General features: G+C 70.8%; 14 protein-coding genes. 5 read left to right on the top strand and 9 right to left on the bottom strand.

The genetic code is table 11. The features are described from left to right. Positions 1-81 precede the first annotated feature (81 nt). Both RZ1_RS05215 and RZ1_RS05210 read right to left on the bottom strand, forming a co-directional pair. Complete coding sequence (locus RZ1_RS05215) at positions 82-555, bottom strand: VOC family protein (protein ID WP_072809844.1); 474 nt, start codon at positions 553-555, stop codon at positions 82-84. Positions 556-617: 62 nt separating this feature from the next. Then, entirely contained in the window at positions 618-2,048 is a 1,431-nt protein-coding gene (locus RZ1_RS05210; protein ID WP_072809990.1) for a lipase maturation factor family protein, read from the bottom strand. An 86-nt stretch (positions 2,049-2,134) separates the two neighbouring features. Here RZ1_RS05210 and RZ1_RS05205 point away from each other — a divergent pair, with 86 nt between their 5' ends. Continuing rightward, positions 2,135-3,646 (top strand): ATP-dependent DNA ligase, encoded by a 1,512-nt coding sequence (locus tag RZ1_RS05205; protein ID WP_072809842.1) that lies wholly within the window; start codon positions 2,135-2,137, stop codon positions 3,644-3,646. A gap of 2 nt (positions 3,647-3,648) precedes the next feature. Here the strand turns inward: RZ1_RS05205 and recD are convergent, their stop codons facing one another. The 5 genes from recD to RZ1_RS31160 form a co-directional block, all read right to left on the bottom strand. After that, the gene (gene recD / locus RZ1_RS05200) at positions 3,649-5,523 is read right to left on the bottom strand and encodes an exodeoxyribonuclease V subunit alpha (RefSeq protein WP_072809841.1); all 1,875 of its coding nucleotides are present in this window, start codon (positions 5,521-5,523) and stop codon (positions 3,649-3,651) included. After that, on the bottom strand, positions 5,520-8,852 hold the full coding sequence (locus RZ1_RS05195; RefSeq protein ID WP_072809839.1) for a UvrD-helicase domain-containing protein: 3,333 nt from the start codon (positions 8,850-8,852) through the stop codon (positions 5,520-5,522). The genes recD and RZ1_RS05195 overlap by 4 nt, the downstream gene beginning before the upstream one ends. After that, on the bottom strand, positions 8,852-12,226 hold the full coding sequence (gene recC / locus RZ1_RS05190; protein ID WP_072809837.1) for an exodeoxyribonuclease V subunit gamma: 3,375 nt from the start codon (positions 12,224-12,226) through the stop codon (positions 8,852-8,854). Before recC ends, RZ1_RS05195 begins: the two co-directional genes overlap by 1 nt. 151 nt (positions 12,227-12,377) lie before the next feature. Next, complete coding sequence (locus RZ1_RS05185) at positions 12,378-12,872, bottom strand: DUF2505 domain-containing protein (RefSeq protein WP_072809836.1); 495 nt, start codon at positions 12,870-12,872, stop codon at positions 12,378-12,380. 56 nt (positions 12,873-12,928) lie between these two features. After that, on the bottom strand, positions 12,929-13,381 hold the full coding sequence (locus tag RZ1_RS31160) for a S4 domain-containing protein (protein WP_238072311.1): 453 nt from the start codon (positions 13,379-13,381) through the stop codon (positions 12,929-12,931). Positions 13,382-13,507: 126 nt separating this feature from the next. Between RZ1_RS31160 and RZ1_RS05175 the strand changes: the two genes are divergently transcribed. The 3 genes from RZ1_RS05175 to RZ1_RS31155 are packed head-to-tail and all read left to right on the top strand — an operon-like array spanning position 13,508 to position 14,964. Then, a complete protein-coding gene (locus RZ1_RS05175) occupies positions 13,508-13,837 on the top strand; it encodes an ArsR/SmtB family transcription factor (RefSeq protein ID WP_072809834.1) in 330 nt (109 codons plus the stop codon). Next, positions 13,837-14,310, top strand: a complete 474-nt coding sequence (locus RZ1_RS05170; RefSeq protein ID WP_072809832.1) for an SRPBCC family protein — start codon at positions 13,837-13,839, stop codon at positions 14,308-14,310. The genes RZ1_RS05175 and RZ1_RS05170 overlap by 1 nt, the downstream gene beginning before the upstream one ends. A 51-nt stretch (positions 14,311-14,361) precedes the next feature. Next, on the top strand, positions 14,362-14,964 hold the full coding sequence (locus RZ1_RS31155) for a hypothetical protein (protein WP_244899315.1): 603 nt from the start codon (positions 14,362-14,364) through the stop codon (positions 14,962-14,964). A gap of 26 nt (positions 14,965-14,990) precedes the next feature. On the opposite strand, the gene RZ1_RS05160 is transcribed toward RZ1_RS31155, so the two are convergent. Further along, positions 14,991-15,506 carry a VOC family protein gene (locus tag RZ1_RS05160; RefSeq protein WP_072809831.1) on the bottom strand — a complete coding sequence of 172 codons (516 nt, stop codon included), beginning with the start codon at positions 15,504-15,506 and terminating at the stop codon, positions 14,991-14,993. 72 nt (positions 15,507-15,578) lie between these two features. Between RZ1_RS05160 and RZ1_RS05155 the strand changes: the two genes are divergently transcribed. After that, positions 15,579-16,379 carry a helix-turn-helix domain-containing protein gene (locus tag RZ1_RS05155; RefSeq protein WP_072809829.1) on the top strand — a complete coding sequence of 267 codons (801 nt, stop codon included), beginning with the start codon at positions 15,579-15,581 and terminating at the stop codon, positions 16,377-16,379. Between the two features lie 24 nt (positions 16,380-16,403). On the opposite strand, the gene RZ1_RS05150 is transcribed toward RZ1_RS05155, so the two are convergent. Further along, on the bottom strand, positions 16,404-16,994 hold the full coding sequence (locus RZ1_RS05150) for a methyltransferase family protein (protein ID WP_072809828.1): 591 nt from the start codon (positions 16,992-16,994) through the stop codon (positions 16,404-16,406). Between the last annotated feature and the right edge of the window lie 59 nt (positions 16,995-17,053).

Here is a 17,053-nt window from a genome sequence, read left to right as displayed (position 1 = left end):
TTGGTCGACGGAGCGCGTTCTGTGTGGAATTTCATCCGCCGCGCGAACACGAATCCACACAGAACCGAGTGGACGACGCCGTCAGCCGCGCGCCGCCTCCTCCAGCACCGGCACCTTGATCTTGCGCATCTTCATCAGTGCCTCGCTGACCCGCTCCACGACCCCGACGTCGGGGTCGGACATCAGTTCGTCGAGCCGACGCGGCACCACCTGCCACGACACCCCGAACCGGTCCTTGAGCCATCCACACTGGGATTCCTCGCCGCCACCGCCGGTGAGGGCGTTCCAGTAGTGGTCCACCTCGTCCTGGTCGGCACAATCGATCGAGAAGGACACTGCCTCGCTGAACTGGAACTGGGGGCCGCCGTTGAGTCCTGCGAACAGGGTGCCGTCGAGCTCGAATTCGACGGCCAGGACCGTGCCCGCGGGCACGGGCGCGCCCTCGGGGTAGTGGGTCACCTTCAGGATGCGGGAGTTGGGGAACACCGTGATGTAGTACTCGGCGGCTTCCTGCGCGTTCATGTCGAACCACAGCCACGGGGTGATCTTGGGCATCGGTCTCTCCTCGTCTCGGGTTTTCCATCGTCGGATACACAGACCTGGCCGCACGGGAAAACTCATCGGTCGGCAAGCTCGGCCGGGAAAAAGTACTCGCCGATCGGAGTGCGCACCCACCATGCACCGGTGGCCCGCCGCTGCGCGCGCGTGGTGAACCGGTACCGGAACAGCCGGGCGCGTACGTAGCGCGGCGGCGTATCAGGAAACGGGTTGTACCGCAGCAGTTTCACGACGTGCTCGTCGTTGCGGAGCAACTTCGCCATCAGTGGCGGGAACCAGTCGGCCGCGTAGTCGCGGGAGATCCCGGCGAACCACATGAGCCAGTCCAGGCGCAGATGGTACGGCGCGAACTGACGGGGCCGACGGCGCAGATCGCCCGGTTTGCCCTTGAATTCGTATTCCTTCCATACCGTGTCGGGGCCGAGCGTCGTATCCGCGGTGCCTTCGACGACGACCTCCCGCCGCACCCGCGTCACGCTGCCGAACGCACCGTAGGTGTTGACGAAATGCCACCGGTTGAAGCTGGCGTTCATCTTCTGCTTCCCCGACGCCATGTTCCGGACCGGTTGATAGCTGAGCACCACCACCACGACGGCGAGGGCGAGGACGCAGGCGGCGAACCATGCCGGTGCGCCCTCGTGGCCGCCCGGGTCGCCCAGGGGAAGCACCAGGCGATAGCCCTCATCCGGTATCACGGACAGCCCCAGGATGATCGCCATCCAGTTGAGCCACGAGAAGTTGCCGCTCGTCACCAGCCACAACTGGGTGACGATCATGATCGCGGCGGCGATCCCGGCGACCGGTTGCGGCGCGAACAACCCGAACGGCACGACGAGCTGCGTGACGTGGTTGCCGGCGACCTCCACCTTGTGCAGCGGTCGCGGCAGGTGGTGGAAGTACCAGGACAGCGGACCGGGCATCGGCTGGGTTTCGTGGTGGTAGTACAGACAAGTCAGGTCCCGCCAGCAGCGGTCGCCGCGCATCTTGATCAGGCCTGCCCCGAACTCGAGCCGGAACAGCAACCACCGCAGCAGGATCAGCATCACGAACGGCGGGGCGGTCTCCGCATTGCCCAGGAACATCGCCAGCACACCGGCCTCGAGCAGCAACGATTCCCAGCCGAACGAGTACCACACCTGGCCGACGTTGACGATCGAGAGGTACAGCGCCCACAACACGAACCACACGAGCATCGTCAGCGGCAGCGGCAACAGATCCGCGACACCCAGCACGGTGGCGGCGGCGAGCACCGCCCCCGCCGCCGCGACCGCGGCGAAGAACCGATCCGAGTAGCGCAGATGGAACAGGCTCGGCGCCCGCCGGAACGGCACCGCCTGCACGAATTCCGGGATGGGGAGCAGCCCGTCGGTGCCGAGCAACGCCCGGAACTGGTTGAACGCCACCAGGAACGCGACGAAATACAGGGCCGCGAGTCCCCGCGTGAAGAACATCCGGCCCCACGTGTAACCGTCCGCATCGAACCAGTCCACCACCGTCACCGATTCCGAGGATCCCACCGCCGCGGTGCTTTGGGAACCCACGCCTCCCACGCCCCCTCCCCCGGTACCGTCGGACTGTGCGTGTGTCCCGGATCGTCGCCGTGTCGGACGCGGTGGGTGCCACCCGCTCGCGGCGGGAGAAAACCGCGCTGCTGCGGGAGGTGCTGGCCGATCTCGGCCCGGACGAGGTCGAACCGGTCGTCGCGTGGCTGTCGGGTGACGTGCGACAGGGTCGGATCGGGGTCGGGTGGCGCACCCTGACGGGGCTGCGCGTCGACCCGGCACCCCACCCGACCCTGTCGGTCGGCGAGGTCGACGCGACCTTCACGACGCTCGCCGCGACCAGCGGCGCGGGGTCCACGGAACGACGACGCGCCCTGCTGACCTCCTTGTTCGGCGCCGCGACCGCGGACGAGCAGCAGTTCCTGGTCCGCTTGCTCACCGGCGATCTGCGACAGGGCGCGCTCGAAGGGGTGATGACCGATGCCGTCGCCGCGGCCTCGTCGGTTCCGGTCGACGCGGTACGCCGGGCGTTCATGCTGTCGGGCCGTCTCCCCGCGACCGCGTCGGCGGCTCTCACCGGCGGTGTGGACGCGCTGGGTGTGTTCCGGCTCGAGGTGGGGCGGCCGATCCGGCCGATGCTGGCGTCCCCCGCCGGTTCGCTCGCCGAGGCGCTCACGGCGCTCGGCTCGGCGGTGAGCGTCGAGTACAAGCTCGACGGCGCGAGGATCCAGGTGCACCGGCACGGCGACGAGGTCCGCGTGTACACCCGCACCCTCCGCGACATCACCTCCGGAGTACCGGAACTCGTCGAACTTGTTGCGGCACTGCCGTGTTCGAGTGTAGTCCTCGACGGCGAAACGCTCGCGCCGACCGACAGCGGCCGGCCCCGCCCGTTCCAGGAGACGATGAGCCGGTTCGGAACCGCGAGCACCCACGATCTGCTGTTGCGACCGTATTTCTTCGACTGCCTGCACCTCGACGGCACCGACCTGCTCGACGCACCGCTGACCGACAGGATCGCCGCACTCGACGCGGTCGCGGCACCGTACCGCATCCCGTCACTGCTCGAGCCCGATCCGGACTCGGCGGCAGCACATTTCGACGCCGCACTCGCCGCCGGCCACGAGGGTGTGATGGTCAAGTCCCTCGCCGATCCGTACGCGGCCGGCCGCCGCGGCCGCACCTGGCTCAAGGTCAAACCCGAACACACCCTGGACCTGGTGGTGCTCGGCGCCGAGTGGGGATACGGCCGCCGCACCGGATTCCTGTCGAACCTGCACCTGGGTGCCCGCGACCCCGACGGCGGCGAACCGATCATGGTGGGCAAGACGTTCAAGGGCCTGACCGACGAGCTGCTGCGCTGGCAGACCGAGGAGTTTCCGCGCCGCGAACGCTCCCGCGACGCGCACACCGTCTACCTGCGTCCCGAACTGGTCGTCGAGATCGAACTGGACGGGGTGCAGGTCAGTCCGCGCTATCCCGGCGGGGTGGCCCTGAGATTCGCGCGGGTCCTGCGGTACCGGCCGGACAAGGACGCCGCCGGGGCGGACACCATCGACGCGGTCCGGGCCCTGCTGCGCGGGTGACCTCAGCTTTCGGTGAGGATCGTGCGGCGCAGCCCGCTCGCGCGCAGCACCTGACGTCCCACTGCGGCGCGCACGGCGTCCTCGGTCCCGATGATGCGCACGCGTCGACGCGCACGGGTGATCGCGGTGTACAGCAGTTCCCGCGTCAACAGCGACGACGTCTCGTCGGGCAGCACCACCGACACGGTGTCGTACTGACTGCCCTGGCTGCGGTGGATCGTCATCGCATACACCGTCTGCACCGCCGACAGGTGACTCGGATGCAGCAGGAAAGGGTCCTTGCCGCGCACGAACGCCGCGACCAGCGCGTCGTCCCCCCGGCGCACGACGACCCCGGTGTCGCCGTTGTAAATGCGCAGATCGTGGTCGTTCGCGGTGACCATGAGCGGTTGCCCCGGGTACCAGCGGTCCGGGTCCGGGCGGCGGCCGGACGACACGCCGATCCATTCCGTCGCCTGCCGCGCCCAGTGCTGCACCCCGTACGGGCCGTCCCGGTGCGCACACAGCAACCGGTGCGTCTCGAAGCGGGCCAGCGCGGTGTGCGCGTCGCCCGCCACGGCCGCCGCGGTGACCTCGTCCGCGGAACGGACCACGTCGTCGCGCAGCGCGTCCAGGTCGCCGGGGGCGTGGAACGACACCTCGGGCACGCCGCTGCGCAGGATGCGCATCGCCTCATCGTCGTCGCCGTCACGCACCGCGACCGCGAGCCGGGCAATGCCCCCACCGAACCGCCTACCGCGACTGAGGCGAACGACACTGCTGCGCAGGCGTTCCCGTTCGCCGGCTCCGAAGGCGGCTTCGTCGGGGTCGTCGGCGGCGGCCAGATCGCGGGCGGCGACGTTCACGAAGACCGGGTTCGGGGTGCCGGTGACAGGCCGCGCCACCAGATCCGCCAGGACCGCGCCGGCGTCGACGGAGGTGAGCTGATCGGGGTCGCCGACGAGCACCAGCCTGGTGTCGGGACGGACCGCCTCGAGCAGGCAGCTCATCATCGTCAACGACACCATGGAGGTTTCGTCGACGACGATCGCGTCGAACGGCAGGTGGTTGCCCGCGTGGTAGCGGAACCGGGTCCGCCCGCGCTGCCAGCCGAGCATCCGGTGCAGCGTCATGGCGGTGACATCGGGTGCCAACCCGAGCAGTCCGGCCTGGTCGCGCACCGACTCCTGTAGCCGGGCCGCGGCCTTGCCCGTGGGTGCCGCCAGCCCGATCCGCACCCCGGGGCCGTGCAGGGACGTGAGCAGCGCGAGAATCCGCGCGACGGTGTGGGTCTTGCCGGTGCCGGGACCACCGGCGACGACGGTGGTCCAGTGGGTGGCGGCGAGCGCGGCGGCCACCCGCTGCCGGTCCGGCGCCGACGACGGACGGGACGCGTCGGCCGGGTCGCGGAACAACTCGTCGAGTCGCTGCACGAGCAGGCCCTCGTCGACGTCCGGATAGTCGCGGGCCCGCGCGTCCAGGCCACGCCGCACGGTCTGCTCCTGCCGGAAGTAGCGGTCCAGGTACAGCAGGGGCCCCGAGTCGGTGTCGACGAGCCGCAGCGGACGCAGCGGACCGGTCGGGGATCCCGTGGTCAGGGGGCTGCGCCGCAGCGCCGCGAGCACCGCGTCGTCGTCCGGCCACGGCAGCGTGGCCGGGTCGATCCGGGAGTTCTCGTCGGCGCCGACGTCCCGCAGCCGGGTCAGGTCCAGGCACACCGACCCCGATCGCACGGCCCGCACCGCCAGCGCGGTGGCGAGTTGCACGTCTTCGTCGGGTTCGGCGCCGAGACCGGCAAGTCGCAGCGCGACGTGCACGTCGGCGGCGGCGAGGACACCGGCCTCGTTGAATGCACGCAGCGCGCCTTTGCCGCGCTGGGCCACCAGGACATCGATCACGGCTGGGCCTTTCCGGCGAGCAGGTCGGACAGTTCGGTGACGAGGGCGGCCGGCGGCGTCCAGTCGAACACGCCGACGCCGGGCGGGGTGCCGGGTCCGACCATGCCGCGCACGAACAGGTACTGCGCTCCCCCGAGGTGCACGGCCGGATCGTAGCCCGGCAGCCGCCACCGCAGGTAACGGTGCAGCGCAACCGAATACAGCATCGCCTGCATCGGATAGTGGGCGCGCAGCATCTCCGCGGCCATCCGGTCGCGAGTGTAGTGCTCGGTGGTCAGCAGCTCGTCGGGCGCGAGCCGGTTCGTCTTGTAGTCGACGATGACGTAGCGACATTCCCCGTCGCTCCGCTCTGCCCGGGCCACCCGCAGCACCGCGTCGATACTGCCGGTGAGGTAGCCGCGCAACGGAATCGGCTCGAGGGTCCGCACCAGATCGGCATAGGGCAACATCGGGTCGTCGGCGGGCAGATGCCGGCGCAGCAGCGCACCGACCGCGTCGAGCGTCACGGTCGCCGAGACCGGGGTGTCGCCGCCGGCGAGCGGCAGTTCGAAGTCGAGTTCCGCCAGGCGGTCCGCGGGCGCGATGCCCGCGAGGGTCGCGCCGAGGGCGCCGAGCGGGGTGTGCAGCACGGGCAACAGGGCGGCGGCCAGCGCCTCCGGATCGACGTCCGAATGCTGCGCGGCAATCACGTCGCGGCAGCGGTCGAGCAGTTCGTCCTCGAGGTCGGCGGCCGCGGTGTCGACGACCTCGAGGACCGCGTGCACGAGGGTTCCGAACACAGTGCCGCCGGGCAGCCCGTTCATGGGCGACTCGATCGCCGCCACCGCCGGCCCCGGTTCCGGTTCACCGGTCGGCAGCGGCGGTTCCTCCGGCTCGTCGTTCTTGTCGGGAACCTCGACTTCGCTTGCCACACCTGGACTGTCGTGCGCCGATGCGGTCAGCGCGGAGTAGGACGTGCGCCGCCAATGTTCGTCGAGGGCCCGGTCGAAACGGGCCGCGGCCAAGGCGTCGTCGTGATCGCGATCGCGGCTCCACGTCGGCACCGTGATCGGCCCCGGCGCGACCGCCTCCGTGATGATCAACCCGTCCGCGCGTTCGGACCACGAGGTGAACTGGTCGGCGACCACCGCATCGGCGGGAATCTTCACGGTCGGGGCGAGGTCGGCGGTGCCGTCCATACGACCGGCGAGCATCCGGTGCAGCGGCGACGACCCGGTGCCGAAGGACGGCGCCCACCACAGCGCGAGGTGGCATCGTGCGCGGGTCAGCGCGACGTACAGCAGTCGCAGTTCCTCCCCGGCGGCCTCCTCGTCGTGCCGGGCACGACGCTGCCCGTATCCGGGGCTGCCCTCGCCGCCGACGTCGAGGATGCGCCGGCCGTCCTCGTGCAGCAGCAACGGATCGGGATTGGGGTGTTTCGCCGAATCCCACCCGAACGGCACGTACACGACCGGGAATTCGAGACCCTTGCTGCCGTGCACGGTGAGGATCTGCACAGCCGCGGCGTCGCTGTCGAGGCGGCGGCTGCGGTCGGCGCTGCCGGGACGCGGATCGAGCATTCGCTCCTCGAGCCACCGCGTCAGTGCCGTCGGACCCAGGAATTCCTCGGCGGCAACACGATCGAGCAACTGCGCGATGTGGCGCACATCGGTCAGGGCGCGTTCGCCGGACACGGTCGCGAGCAGTCGCGCCTCGAGCCGGCCGAGCGTCGCGAGCCGTTCGAACAACGCCGCGAACCCGGACCGGGCGAACACCGCGGCCAGCTCGCGCAGCATGCTGCCGACCTCGGCGACCAACTCGTCGCCGCGGGTGTCGACGTCGTCGACGCTGTACCCGAGCAGGGAGGTCAGCGCGGCCAGCCGCACCCGGTCGGACCGGTGCGGCTGTTCGAGCGCCTGCAGCAGCCACAGCCATTCCTGTGCGGCCGGAGTCGCGAACACGCTGGTGCCACCGGCCAGCACGCACGGCACCCCGGTGCGCACGAGCGCGTCGTACACCAGCGACACCTGCGTGTGGGTGCGCACCAGCACCGCGATGTCGCCCGGCTCGACGCGGCGCGGGCCGCGACCGTGATCGACGGTGGCGCCGCTGTCGAGCAACCGGACGATATCGGCGGCGACGTCGCGCGCGACCCGTGACCGCAGCGCACCCACCGCGGGAAATCCGGAACTGCCGTACGGCCCGGCGCCGCTCCGCGGCAGGTAGCGCAGCCGGATCGGGGGTGCCCCGACCACCCGCGACGCCGGCTGCGCCGCGTCGACGGGATGCACGACGATCCGCGAATCCCCCAGAGCGGCACCACCGTACAGCCTCCGCAACGCCGCGAGCAGGTTGCCGTCGCTGCGCCAGTTGGTCGTCAGTTCCAGGTGACTGTCGGCGACCGCCACGGCCTCGAGGTAGCTCAGGACCTCGGCCCCACGGAACGCGTAGATCGCCTGCTTGGGGTCGCCGACGAGCACGAGGGTCGTGTGGCCGTGGAAGGCGCGGCGCAGGATCTCCCACTGTTTCGGGTCGGTGTCCTGGAATTCGTCGACGAGCACCACCGCGAACCGCGACCGGACCCGCCGGCACGCCGCGTCGCCGTGCTCGGGGTCGCCGAGCACCTTGTGCAGCAGCGCGAGCTGGTCGTCGAAGTCCCGCAGGCCCACCGCGCGTTTGCGGCGTTCGACCTCGATACGCACGGCGCGCGCGAACGCGACCCGCTCCCCCGCCGGTGTGCCCTCGGCCCCCTCCGGGACCAGCTCGGCCTGCGGATCGAAGATCGCGGCGCGGGCGGCGGCGGTCGCCTCGGAGAGACTGATCGGGGCGCTCTCGACCCGCCCGTACGTGCGCAGATACAGATCCGCGACGACTTCGGTGGTCAGGTCGTCGACATCCTCGACGAGCACCACGTCGGGTTCGCGTTCCCCGGCGATGCCGAGTTCGTCGAGCATCCGCTGACAGAAGCCGTGGGTGGTGGCGATGGTGGTGGCGTCGAAGCTCGACAGGGCCTGCCGGAGCCGGGTGCGGTGCGCGGCGACGTCGCCGTCGGCGAGATACCGGATCAGCTCGTCGCCGCTGCGCCGCGCGGCGTCCGGGTCGGCGAGCGCCGCGGCCACGGTCGCGAACCGCTCCCGGGTGCGTTCGCGCAGTTCCTGGGTGGCGGCGCGGCTGAACGTCACGAGCAGCAGTTCCGACAGGTCGGCGTGGCCTTCGGCGACGAAGCGGGTCGCCAGGCCGACGATCGCATAGGTCTTGCCGGTGCCCGCACTGGCCTCGAGCACTGTGGTGCCGCGCGGCAGCGGACCGAGCAGGTCGAACGCCGTCGCCGGCGAGGTCGACGCCGTCATCACGGCCTCCCTTGCGTTTCCGATGCCAGCAGCGGTTCCCAGAGGCGCCGCGCGAGCACCCCGAAGCGGGTCGGGTCCTCGCACCAGGCACGTTCGTCGTCGAGCGGCGAGGCTGAGGTCAGCCCGCTCAGACTCACTCCCGCTCCGTACAGGTAGGTCAGGTGCCGGTCCTTGTCGCCGAACGCACTGCCGAACTCCTTGCCCGCGGATTCGAGGGCCATCTCGACCGAGTCGCCGCGATACCGCCGGTTCGCGTATTCGGCGGAGGCACCGGTGGTGATCGGCAACGGCGTGTGCAGTCCCCGATCGCGCAGGCTCACCAGCCGCAGCAGTTGATCGTGCGCATCGGTGGGCGCCGTGAGGGTGGAACGCCAGGCGGGGGTGCGGAAGCGGCCACGGCCGGTGGTCACCGCCTGCCACGTGCCGGGCCGGCCGGACGCGGCGACCGCGAGCAGGTGGATCCACGCCGTCATCCGCTGTTTCGGGGCCAGGCGCGAAAACGTGCTCCGCGCGATCGTCGTGCCGTGGATTCCGCCGACGGTGCCGGTGAGGCGGCGGCCGTCGCCGAGGTCGACGACGATGTCGGCGGTGTCGGCGGGACCGGCGTGCACCGGTCCGCACGTCGCGACGAGTTCCTCCACGATGCGGGTGACGTCGCCGAGGACACGCTCACCGAGCGCGGACGGCGGCAGGGTGCCGCGTCGCCATTCGGCGGCGCGGAAGTCGGCAGGATCCACGCCTGCCAGGCGCGCCTCGAGCATGCGTTCACCCAGGTTCCAGCGGGCGAGACCGTCGAGTTCGATGTCGAGGGCGTCGGCGATGTCCTCGTCGAGTTCGGGGATGCGCAAACCCAGTCGCTGCCGCAGGAACCCCTGGGTGGGATGGGTGAGGAAGGCGACGAGTTCGGTGAGGTCCACGTCGCCGTCGACGGGGCGGGGAGCCAGGGCCGCGCACGCCGCCCCGACCGACCGCGGTGGTTCGGGATCGGGTCGCGTCGCGGCCCGGGCCCCCGCGAGGGCTGCGGTGTCGAAACTGAACGGCGCGTCGGCACGGAAGTTGCGGGCGTCGAACGGCTGCAACGGATGCCGCGTCACGACGGCCTCACATTCCCCGTCGCTTCGCTCGCCCCCGTCACATTCCCCGTCGCTTCGCTCGCCCCCGTCACCTTCCCCGTCGCTTCGCTCGCCCCGTGCCGGCCCGCCGGCGGTCATGGCGGCGACGATGTCGCGCAGTTCGCTGAGCGGGACCGCGGGTGGCCGTGGCGCACCGGTGACGGGGTCGGCGCCGGTGTGGAACAACAGGACCCGGTCGCGGGCGGACATCAGGGCATCGAGCAGCAGCTGCCGATCCTCGCTGCGCGGATCTCGCTCTCCTGCAATGGGATCGAGCGCGGTGACGTCGTCGCCGTCGATGTGGGTGCCGCGCGGGAAATGCTCGTCGTCGAGCCCGAGCAGCACCACGACCCGATGGGGCACCGACCGCATCGGGACCATCGTGCAGACGGTGAGTTCACCGGTGCGGAAGTTCGCCCGGGTGGGCCGGCCCGCGAGCCGGCTCGCAAGCATGGCCCGCACGTCGGCGAGCCGCAGCTGCGCGTCGCCGCTGTGTTCGACGGCCGCGGCGAGCTCGCGGTGCGCCTGGACGAGCTGCCAGCCGTCGCTCGGTGCGACATCGGCGAGCAGGTCCACGGCACGGGCCAGGTCCGCGGACCACCGGGTCGCGGGTTTGAGGCCGCGGAGACTGTGCAGCACCGAGTGCAGCCGGTCGATGTACTCGGCGAATCGCCCGGCGCGGTCGATGTCGTTGCTGTCCACGTCGTCGAAGGGCAGTGCGAGCGAGAGCCATTCGCTCTGCGACTCGTCGGCCGCGACGCCGAGCAGCAGCCGGTCGAGCGCGGTGCCGAACGTGTTCTGCGGGAAGTCGCCGAGACCGACCGCGGCGCGCTGCCCCTTGGCAAGGCCCCAGCGAGCGCCGGTCGCGACGGTCCATTCCTGCAGGCGTTCCAGGTCTTCGTCGGTGAAGCGGAGCCGCCTCCGTACCGGCGGCGCGGCGGCCAGGTCGAGAACCTGACTCGCGGTGACGCGGGCGTCGGCCAGATCGAGCAGGGTCGCGACGACGGCGAGGACCGGGTTGGTGCGACGCAGAGCACGGTCGGCGACACGCACCCGCAAGCCGTGGCCCGGGTGACCGGCGACGCCCTGCCCGAACGCGGCGTGGACGAGCGGGGCGTAGGTCTCGACGTCGGGGCACATGACGATCACGTCGCGAGGTTCCAGCGTCGGATCGTCCAGGAACAGGTGCAGCAGCGATTCGCGCAGCACCTCCACCTGCCGGGTCGGGCCGTGACACGCGTGGATCTGCACGGTCCCGTCGAGGGACGCGACGCCGGCGACCGGGACGCGGTCGGCGCGGATGTCGGCCTGCAGCCGGCCGAGCAGTGTTCCGGCGGGCTCGTCCGAGCGGTGGTGCACGTCGACGGCGTCGAGGTCGCGCAGGCGGGTCTGGAACTCGCGGACGTCGCGGGCGAGAGCGGCGAGCAGCGGGTGCCGCACGACGAGGGCACTGTCGTCGTCCGCGCGCCGCAGCCGCGCCGGGGTACCGGAGAGCGCCCCCCACATCGCCGGGCTCGGATGCGGCAGCCACAAGTGCACGTCGCGCCGCTCGCCGAGCGCAGACAGGACCGCGAGCTGCACCGACGTCAGCCGGGTGGGCCCGAACAGCGACACCCGTTCCGGCAGATCGACGACACCCGGGTCGGCGCGCAGCCGCGAGCACGCCGCGTCGAGTCGCTGCGCGGGACTGTCGCTGCCGATGCGTTCACGCAGCCGGCGCCACAGCTCGGCCTGCCACAGCAGGTGTTCGCCGAGCGGTGCGCCGGCGCCGTCCGTGTCGCGGCCGGCAGCCCAGTCCACGAGCATCTGCGGCCGCTGGGCGCCGTAGCCGCGCATCAGTTCGGCGAGGTGCGCGGCGGTCGCGTACCGGCGACCGGTGCGGAAATCGTCGCTGCCGTGCCCGAGATGCCGGGACAGCACCGCGCACCACGGCTGCCCGACGCACTCGTCGATCACGGCGAGCAATGCCCACAGCACGCGGGACGGATGCCACGGGTCGTCGTCGGCGGTGGTTCCGGAGGCCGCGGACAGCGCCTCGTCGACCAGCCGCGCGGGCGACGGGAAATCGATGTTCGCGGCGACGCCGTCGCCACCGGTCGTGCCGAGCACGGTGGACAGCCGCTGGGTGAGCCACCGTTCCATTCCGCGGGCCGGGACCGCCACGACCTCGCGGGCGAACGGATCGGCGGGCGGCGTCGCGAGTAGCCCGGCCAGGGTGTCGGCGAGGATGTCGGCGCGTTCGGCGCGGTGCAGCGTCAGCACGCGTGTCCTCCTCGAAGTCCGTCCGGTTTTCCTCCTGCGGTCTATCACACCGGTCGGACATCGGGCACCGACGCAGTCGGCATTCGGACACCGACGCAGTCTGCCTTCGGTGCCGTCGCGCAGATCCCGGCGATGGCGGAGGGGTGGAGTGTCAGCGGGTGAGCCAGGCAGCGAGGGCGGCGCGGTCCTTCTCGATGATCTGGCGGATCATCTTCGCGGCCAGACCCTCGATCCGTCCGCCGACGACCGGGATCTTCACGGTCACCTCGCCGCGCATCGCGAGGACGGTTCCTTCTGTGGTGGGCTGCAGTCGCGAGGTCCCGCGGAAGTCGACGGGAATGCCGGTGGCACCACCGACGATGACGCCGGTCGCGCCGTCGGCGCCGAGGGTGCCCCAATCGTCGGAGCGTTCCAGAACCATCGGGCCGCGCACAACGCCGCGCACGAGCGCAGGCAGGTCGGCCGGTTCGGCCCGCTCGGTCACGACCACACGCAGCGTGCCGGGACCGTCCGGGTTTTCGATCCGCACGGTCGCGGTGGGACTGCCTGCGATGCGGTCACGCCAGTACCGCTCGTCGATCAGCGCGGCATGCACGTCGTGGGCCGGATGGTCGAGGACTGCCGTGAACTCGAATTTCTTCGGCATGGTTGGACGGTACTGCGTTCCGTCGGACGCAGCGCGCGAACGGGAGCGCGCGGTGGTTACGCGAAGTTCAGACCGTGGCGCTCGAGGTCGTCGCGCAGGATGCGGACGGCCTTCGGTCCCATGCCGTGCAGCGCGAGCAGGTCGCGTTCGGTGTATCGGGTGAGGTCCTCGAGTGTGGCGATGCCGATGCTGTCGAGCGCGCGCTGGGCGGGGGCCGAGGTCTTCGGCAGCGGATGTCCGGTCACGCGGACCAGTCTCTCCCGGGTTCGCCGGGTTCGCAGCGGCTGCGCACACCGCGCCTCGGCCGGTGGCGTGAACACCGCGCGCCGGGGGTCGCCGGCGAGGGAGACGACGTCACCGGGGGCCAGGTGAACGCGGGGGTTGCGGACGGACAGGTGGTTGATCCGGACCAGGCCCTCCATGAGCAGGGCCGCGGCTTCGCCGGGAGATCCGGCAAGGCCGCTGTCCTGCAGAAAGCCGAACAAGTAATCGGGGACGAGCGTCGGCATGCCTGTCAGCATGCCGGGCGCGCTCGTCGGGGCGGTCACGCGTACGGAACGCCCGGGTGAACGGTCCGCGAAATACACGCTCCCGGGGTGTTGACTCCGCCACCCCCCGGTGCAACACTTAACCAAATGGTTCAGTATTCGGATCTGGATTCGACGTTCGCGGCACTGGCCGACCCCACCCGCCGCGGAATCCTCGAACACCTGACGGACGGTCCCGCCTCGATCAGCGATCTGGCCGCACGATTCGACATGAGCCTGCCCGGCATCAGCAAACACATCCGACTCCTCGAGGAGGCCGGCCTGGTACTGACACAGAAGAAGGGCCGCGTGCGGTACTGCACGCTCGGCGCCAACCCACTCGACCGCGAAGCGGCCTGGATCCGCGGCCACCGACAGTCGATCGAAGACCGCATGGACCGCCTCGCAGCATTCCTCGACGAAACGAAGGAGCCCTGATGACCACCCCTCACGCCACCGTCGCCGTCACCACCCCCAGCGACCGCGAAATCCACATCGAGCGCGTCTTCGGCGCCCCGGTCGACCGGGTGTGGGCCGCCCATTCCGAACCCGATCTGCTCGCCCGATGGTGGGGCCGCGGGAACCGGGTCGACATCGAGAAGTTCGAATTCGAGCGCGGCGGACACTGGCGGTTCGTCGAGCACTCCGACGGCGAAACCCACGGGTTCGAAGGCCGATTCCGCGAGATCACTCCGAAGGAACGCATCGTCCAGACGTTCGAGTGGGACGGCATGCCCGGCTACGTCTCGATCGACACCGCGACGTTCGTCGATCTCGGCGACGGCCGCACGAAGATCGTCACCGATAGCCTCTTCTACACCACCGAGGAACGCGACGGCATGCTGCAGTCCGGCATGGCCGACGGGTTGAGCGCGAGCTACGCCGCGCTGGATCGCCTCCTGGCTGCGTGATTCCCGAGCACCCCATCCCCGCGTGACACCGAGCCGGACACTTCGGTCACCATGTCGGCATGGGACACGGGGGGTGCGGGTGCTCTGCTCGGGGTCGTCGCGATGGCGGTGGCGGCCGGATGCACGGTCGTCGTGCCCGGGACACCCACCGCCTCGGCCGAGGATCCCGCGACGGCACCCCCGCCCACCCGACCGCGCACGAGCACGCCCCAGTCCCCGGCGACCCGAGCACCGAGCACGTCCTCCCCGGCGCGGTCCGCCGTCGACCCCGAGGATTACCTGACCGCCCCCGGCTACTACCACTTCACCAGCGCCAGCGGGAAATTCGCGTGCATGATCTCCACGGACGAACCGGTGCTCGCCGGGTGCCATGGACCGATGCCGGCGACCGCACCGAAGGTCACCGGAAGCGGCGCCCCCGACGTTCCGGTGCCGCGGAACTCCGTTGCGGTCACCGTCGACGAGCCGGCCGCCTTCATGAGTGTGGGCGACACCCTGTTCCACGGTCCCGGGGCTGCCGTGCAACCGTTGCCGTACGGTCACAGCCTCAGCGCCGCCGGCTTCACCTGCACCGTCGATCCCACGCGGGGCGTCACGTGCGCGGCACGTCTCCACGGATTCACCGTGTCGGACAGCGCATTCGACCTCTGGTAGTCCGCATGCCCTCCGAGGAGGCGACCTCACCCGGCGTCGGACTGCTCCGCGGCCCACTCCGCGACCCGCCGGGCGCTCTCCTCCTCGGACAGGTCCACGACCCTGGTCATGATCGACCAGCGCACCCCGAACGGGTCGCGGATCGACGCGAACCGGTCGCCGGAAACGAACGTGGCGAGCGGTTCACGGACGGTGGCGCCGGCACGTTCGGCGCGCGCAACCACCTCGTCGGCGTTCGAGCAGTACAGTCCGATCGAATAGCAGTCGGCGTCGCCCTCCGGTGCCGCCACGAGCCCGTAGTCGGGATTGGGTTCTCCGAGTTGCATTCGCCCACAGCCGAAGTCGATATCGGCGTGTACGACGACGCCCCCGATTTCGGTGACGTCGACGACGCGCGCGCCGAACACCGAGCGATAGAACTCGATGGCGTCGCGGGCTGCCGGGACGGCGAGGAAGGGGGTGAGGCTGGTGGACCCGTGCGGGAGGCCGTCGGTCGTGTGGTCGCCGGTGACACCGGTCCCGGTCATGGTGTTTTCGCTCATGCCACGACGGTAGGACCGGACTGTCGGGGGTGGCTTGTAGATTCGCGACAGCACACGAGGAGGGGTCCCGACGTGACGACCAGCGACCGACGCGGTGTCCTGTATCCCGCGCGCCTACCCACGTTCCATCGCGAACCGCCTCCACCCGGACTCACAGGTCTGGTGCGGTGGTTCTGGATTCCGGAATGGCAGCTCGCCCCGGGCAGGACCTCCCGTCAGGAGGTGCTGGCGTTCCCCGCCTCGAATCTCACCGTCGAAGCGGGCGGGGTGACCCTGTCCGGCCCGACGACGCGGCGATCGCACCGCGACCTGAGCGGGTCCGGCTGGGCCGTCGGCGCGCTGCTGCGACCCGCCGCGATCCCGTCGGTCATCGGCGACCCGCGCGCAGTTCGCGACCGGCAGGCTCCGCACGAGGCACCGGAACTGCACCGGGCGGTGACGAAGGCGATGTCGACCGGCGGTAAGGACGCCGCGCGGCGGGCGGAGGCGACGGCGGCGTTTGCCGCGTGGGCCGCCGAGCATCTCGATCCACCGGACGCCGAGGGCGAACTGGCGAACGCGATGGAGGACGCGATCGCCACCGACCTCGCACTGACCCGCGTCGAGCATCTGGCACAGACACTGGGGATCTCGGTGCGCAGCGTGCAGCGTCTCGCGAGGCGGTACGTCGGCGTGACACCGCTGGCGATGATCCGCCGCTACCGGCTGCAGGAAGCCGCCCAGCGCGTGCGCGACGATCCGGCGATCCCGATCGGACAGGTGGCCGCCGAACTCGGGTACGCCGACCAGGCGCACCTGTGCGCGGACTTCCGTCGCGTGCTCGGCTTCAATCCGAGCACCTACCGCGATCGCGCCGTCCCGGGTTCGCGATAGCCGATCCGCTCGACCGGCCCTGGCTCAGAGCAGATGCGGAACCAGCCGCCACGTGCGGTCGATGTACCGGCGGTAGGGGTCGCCGAGCTCCGCGACGAGCATGCGTTCCTCCGCCGGTATCCGCACCACATACGCGGCTCCCAGCACGAGCACCGTCAGGGGTGCCAGCCAATTGGTATAGGAGACAGTGAAACCCAGCGCACAGATCAGCGCACCCGTGTACGACGGATGCCGGATCCTCGCGTACGGTCCGGTGTCGATCACCCGCTGGCCCGCGACCGTCTGCAGTTCGAAGGTGAACGACGCACCGAGTTCCCGCACCGCACGCAGCCGGAATCCCTGCCCCACCGCTGCAATCACCAGTCCTGCAACGAAACAGATCAGCGGCGCGGTGGTGATGGTTGCGCCGGTGACGGTCAGGCTCAGCAGTGGACCGCCGGCGTAGACCGCGACCAGGCCGAGACCGACGGCGAGACCGGTGCAGCGGCCGACCGTGCTCGGCGTGGTCGGACCATGTCGCCGCCCGATGCGGACCTCGGAGACGAACCACGCCGCCTGGGCAACAGCCAGTGCGAGCCCCACCAGGGGTTCGGCGACGAACAGCGGCGCGGTCACGGCACAAGTATCCGCCCGACGTTCGGATCGGGCGTCCGGGAAGGCCCCTCGAACCACCC

It is taken from the genome of Rhodococcus zopfii NBRC 100606 = JCM 9919 (assembly GCF_001895025.1).
GTDB classification, from domain to species: Bacteria; Actinomycetota; Actinomycetes; order Mycobacteriales; family Mycobacteriaceae; genus Rhodococcus; species Rhodococcus zopfii.
This window is presented reverse-complemented; position numbering and strand designations above follow the sequence as displayed.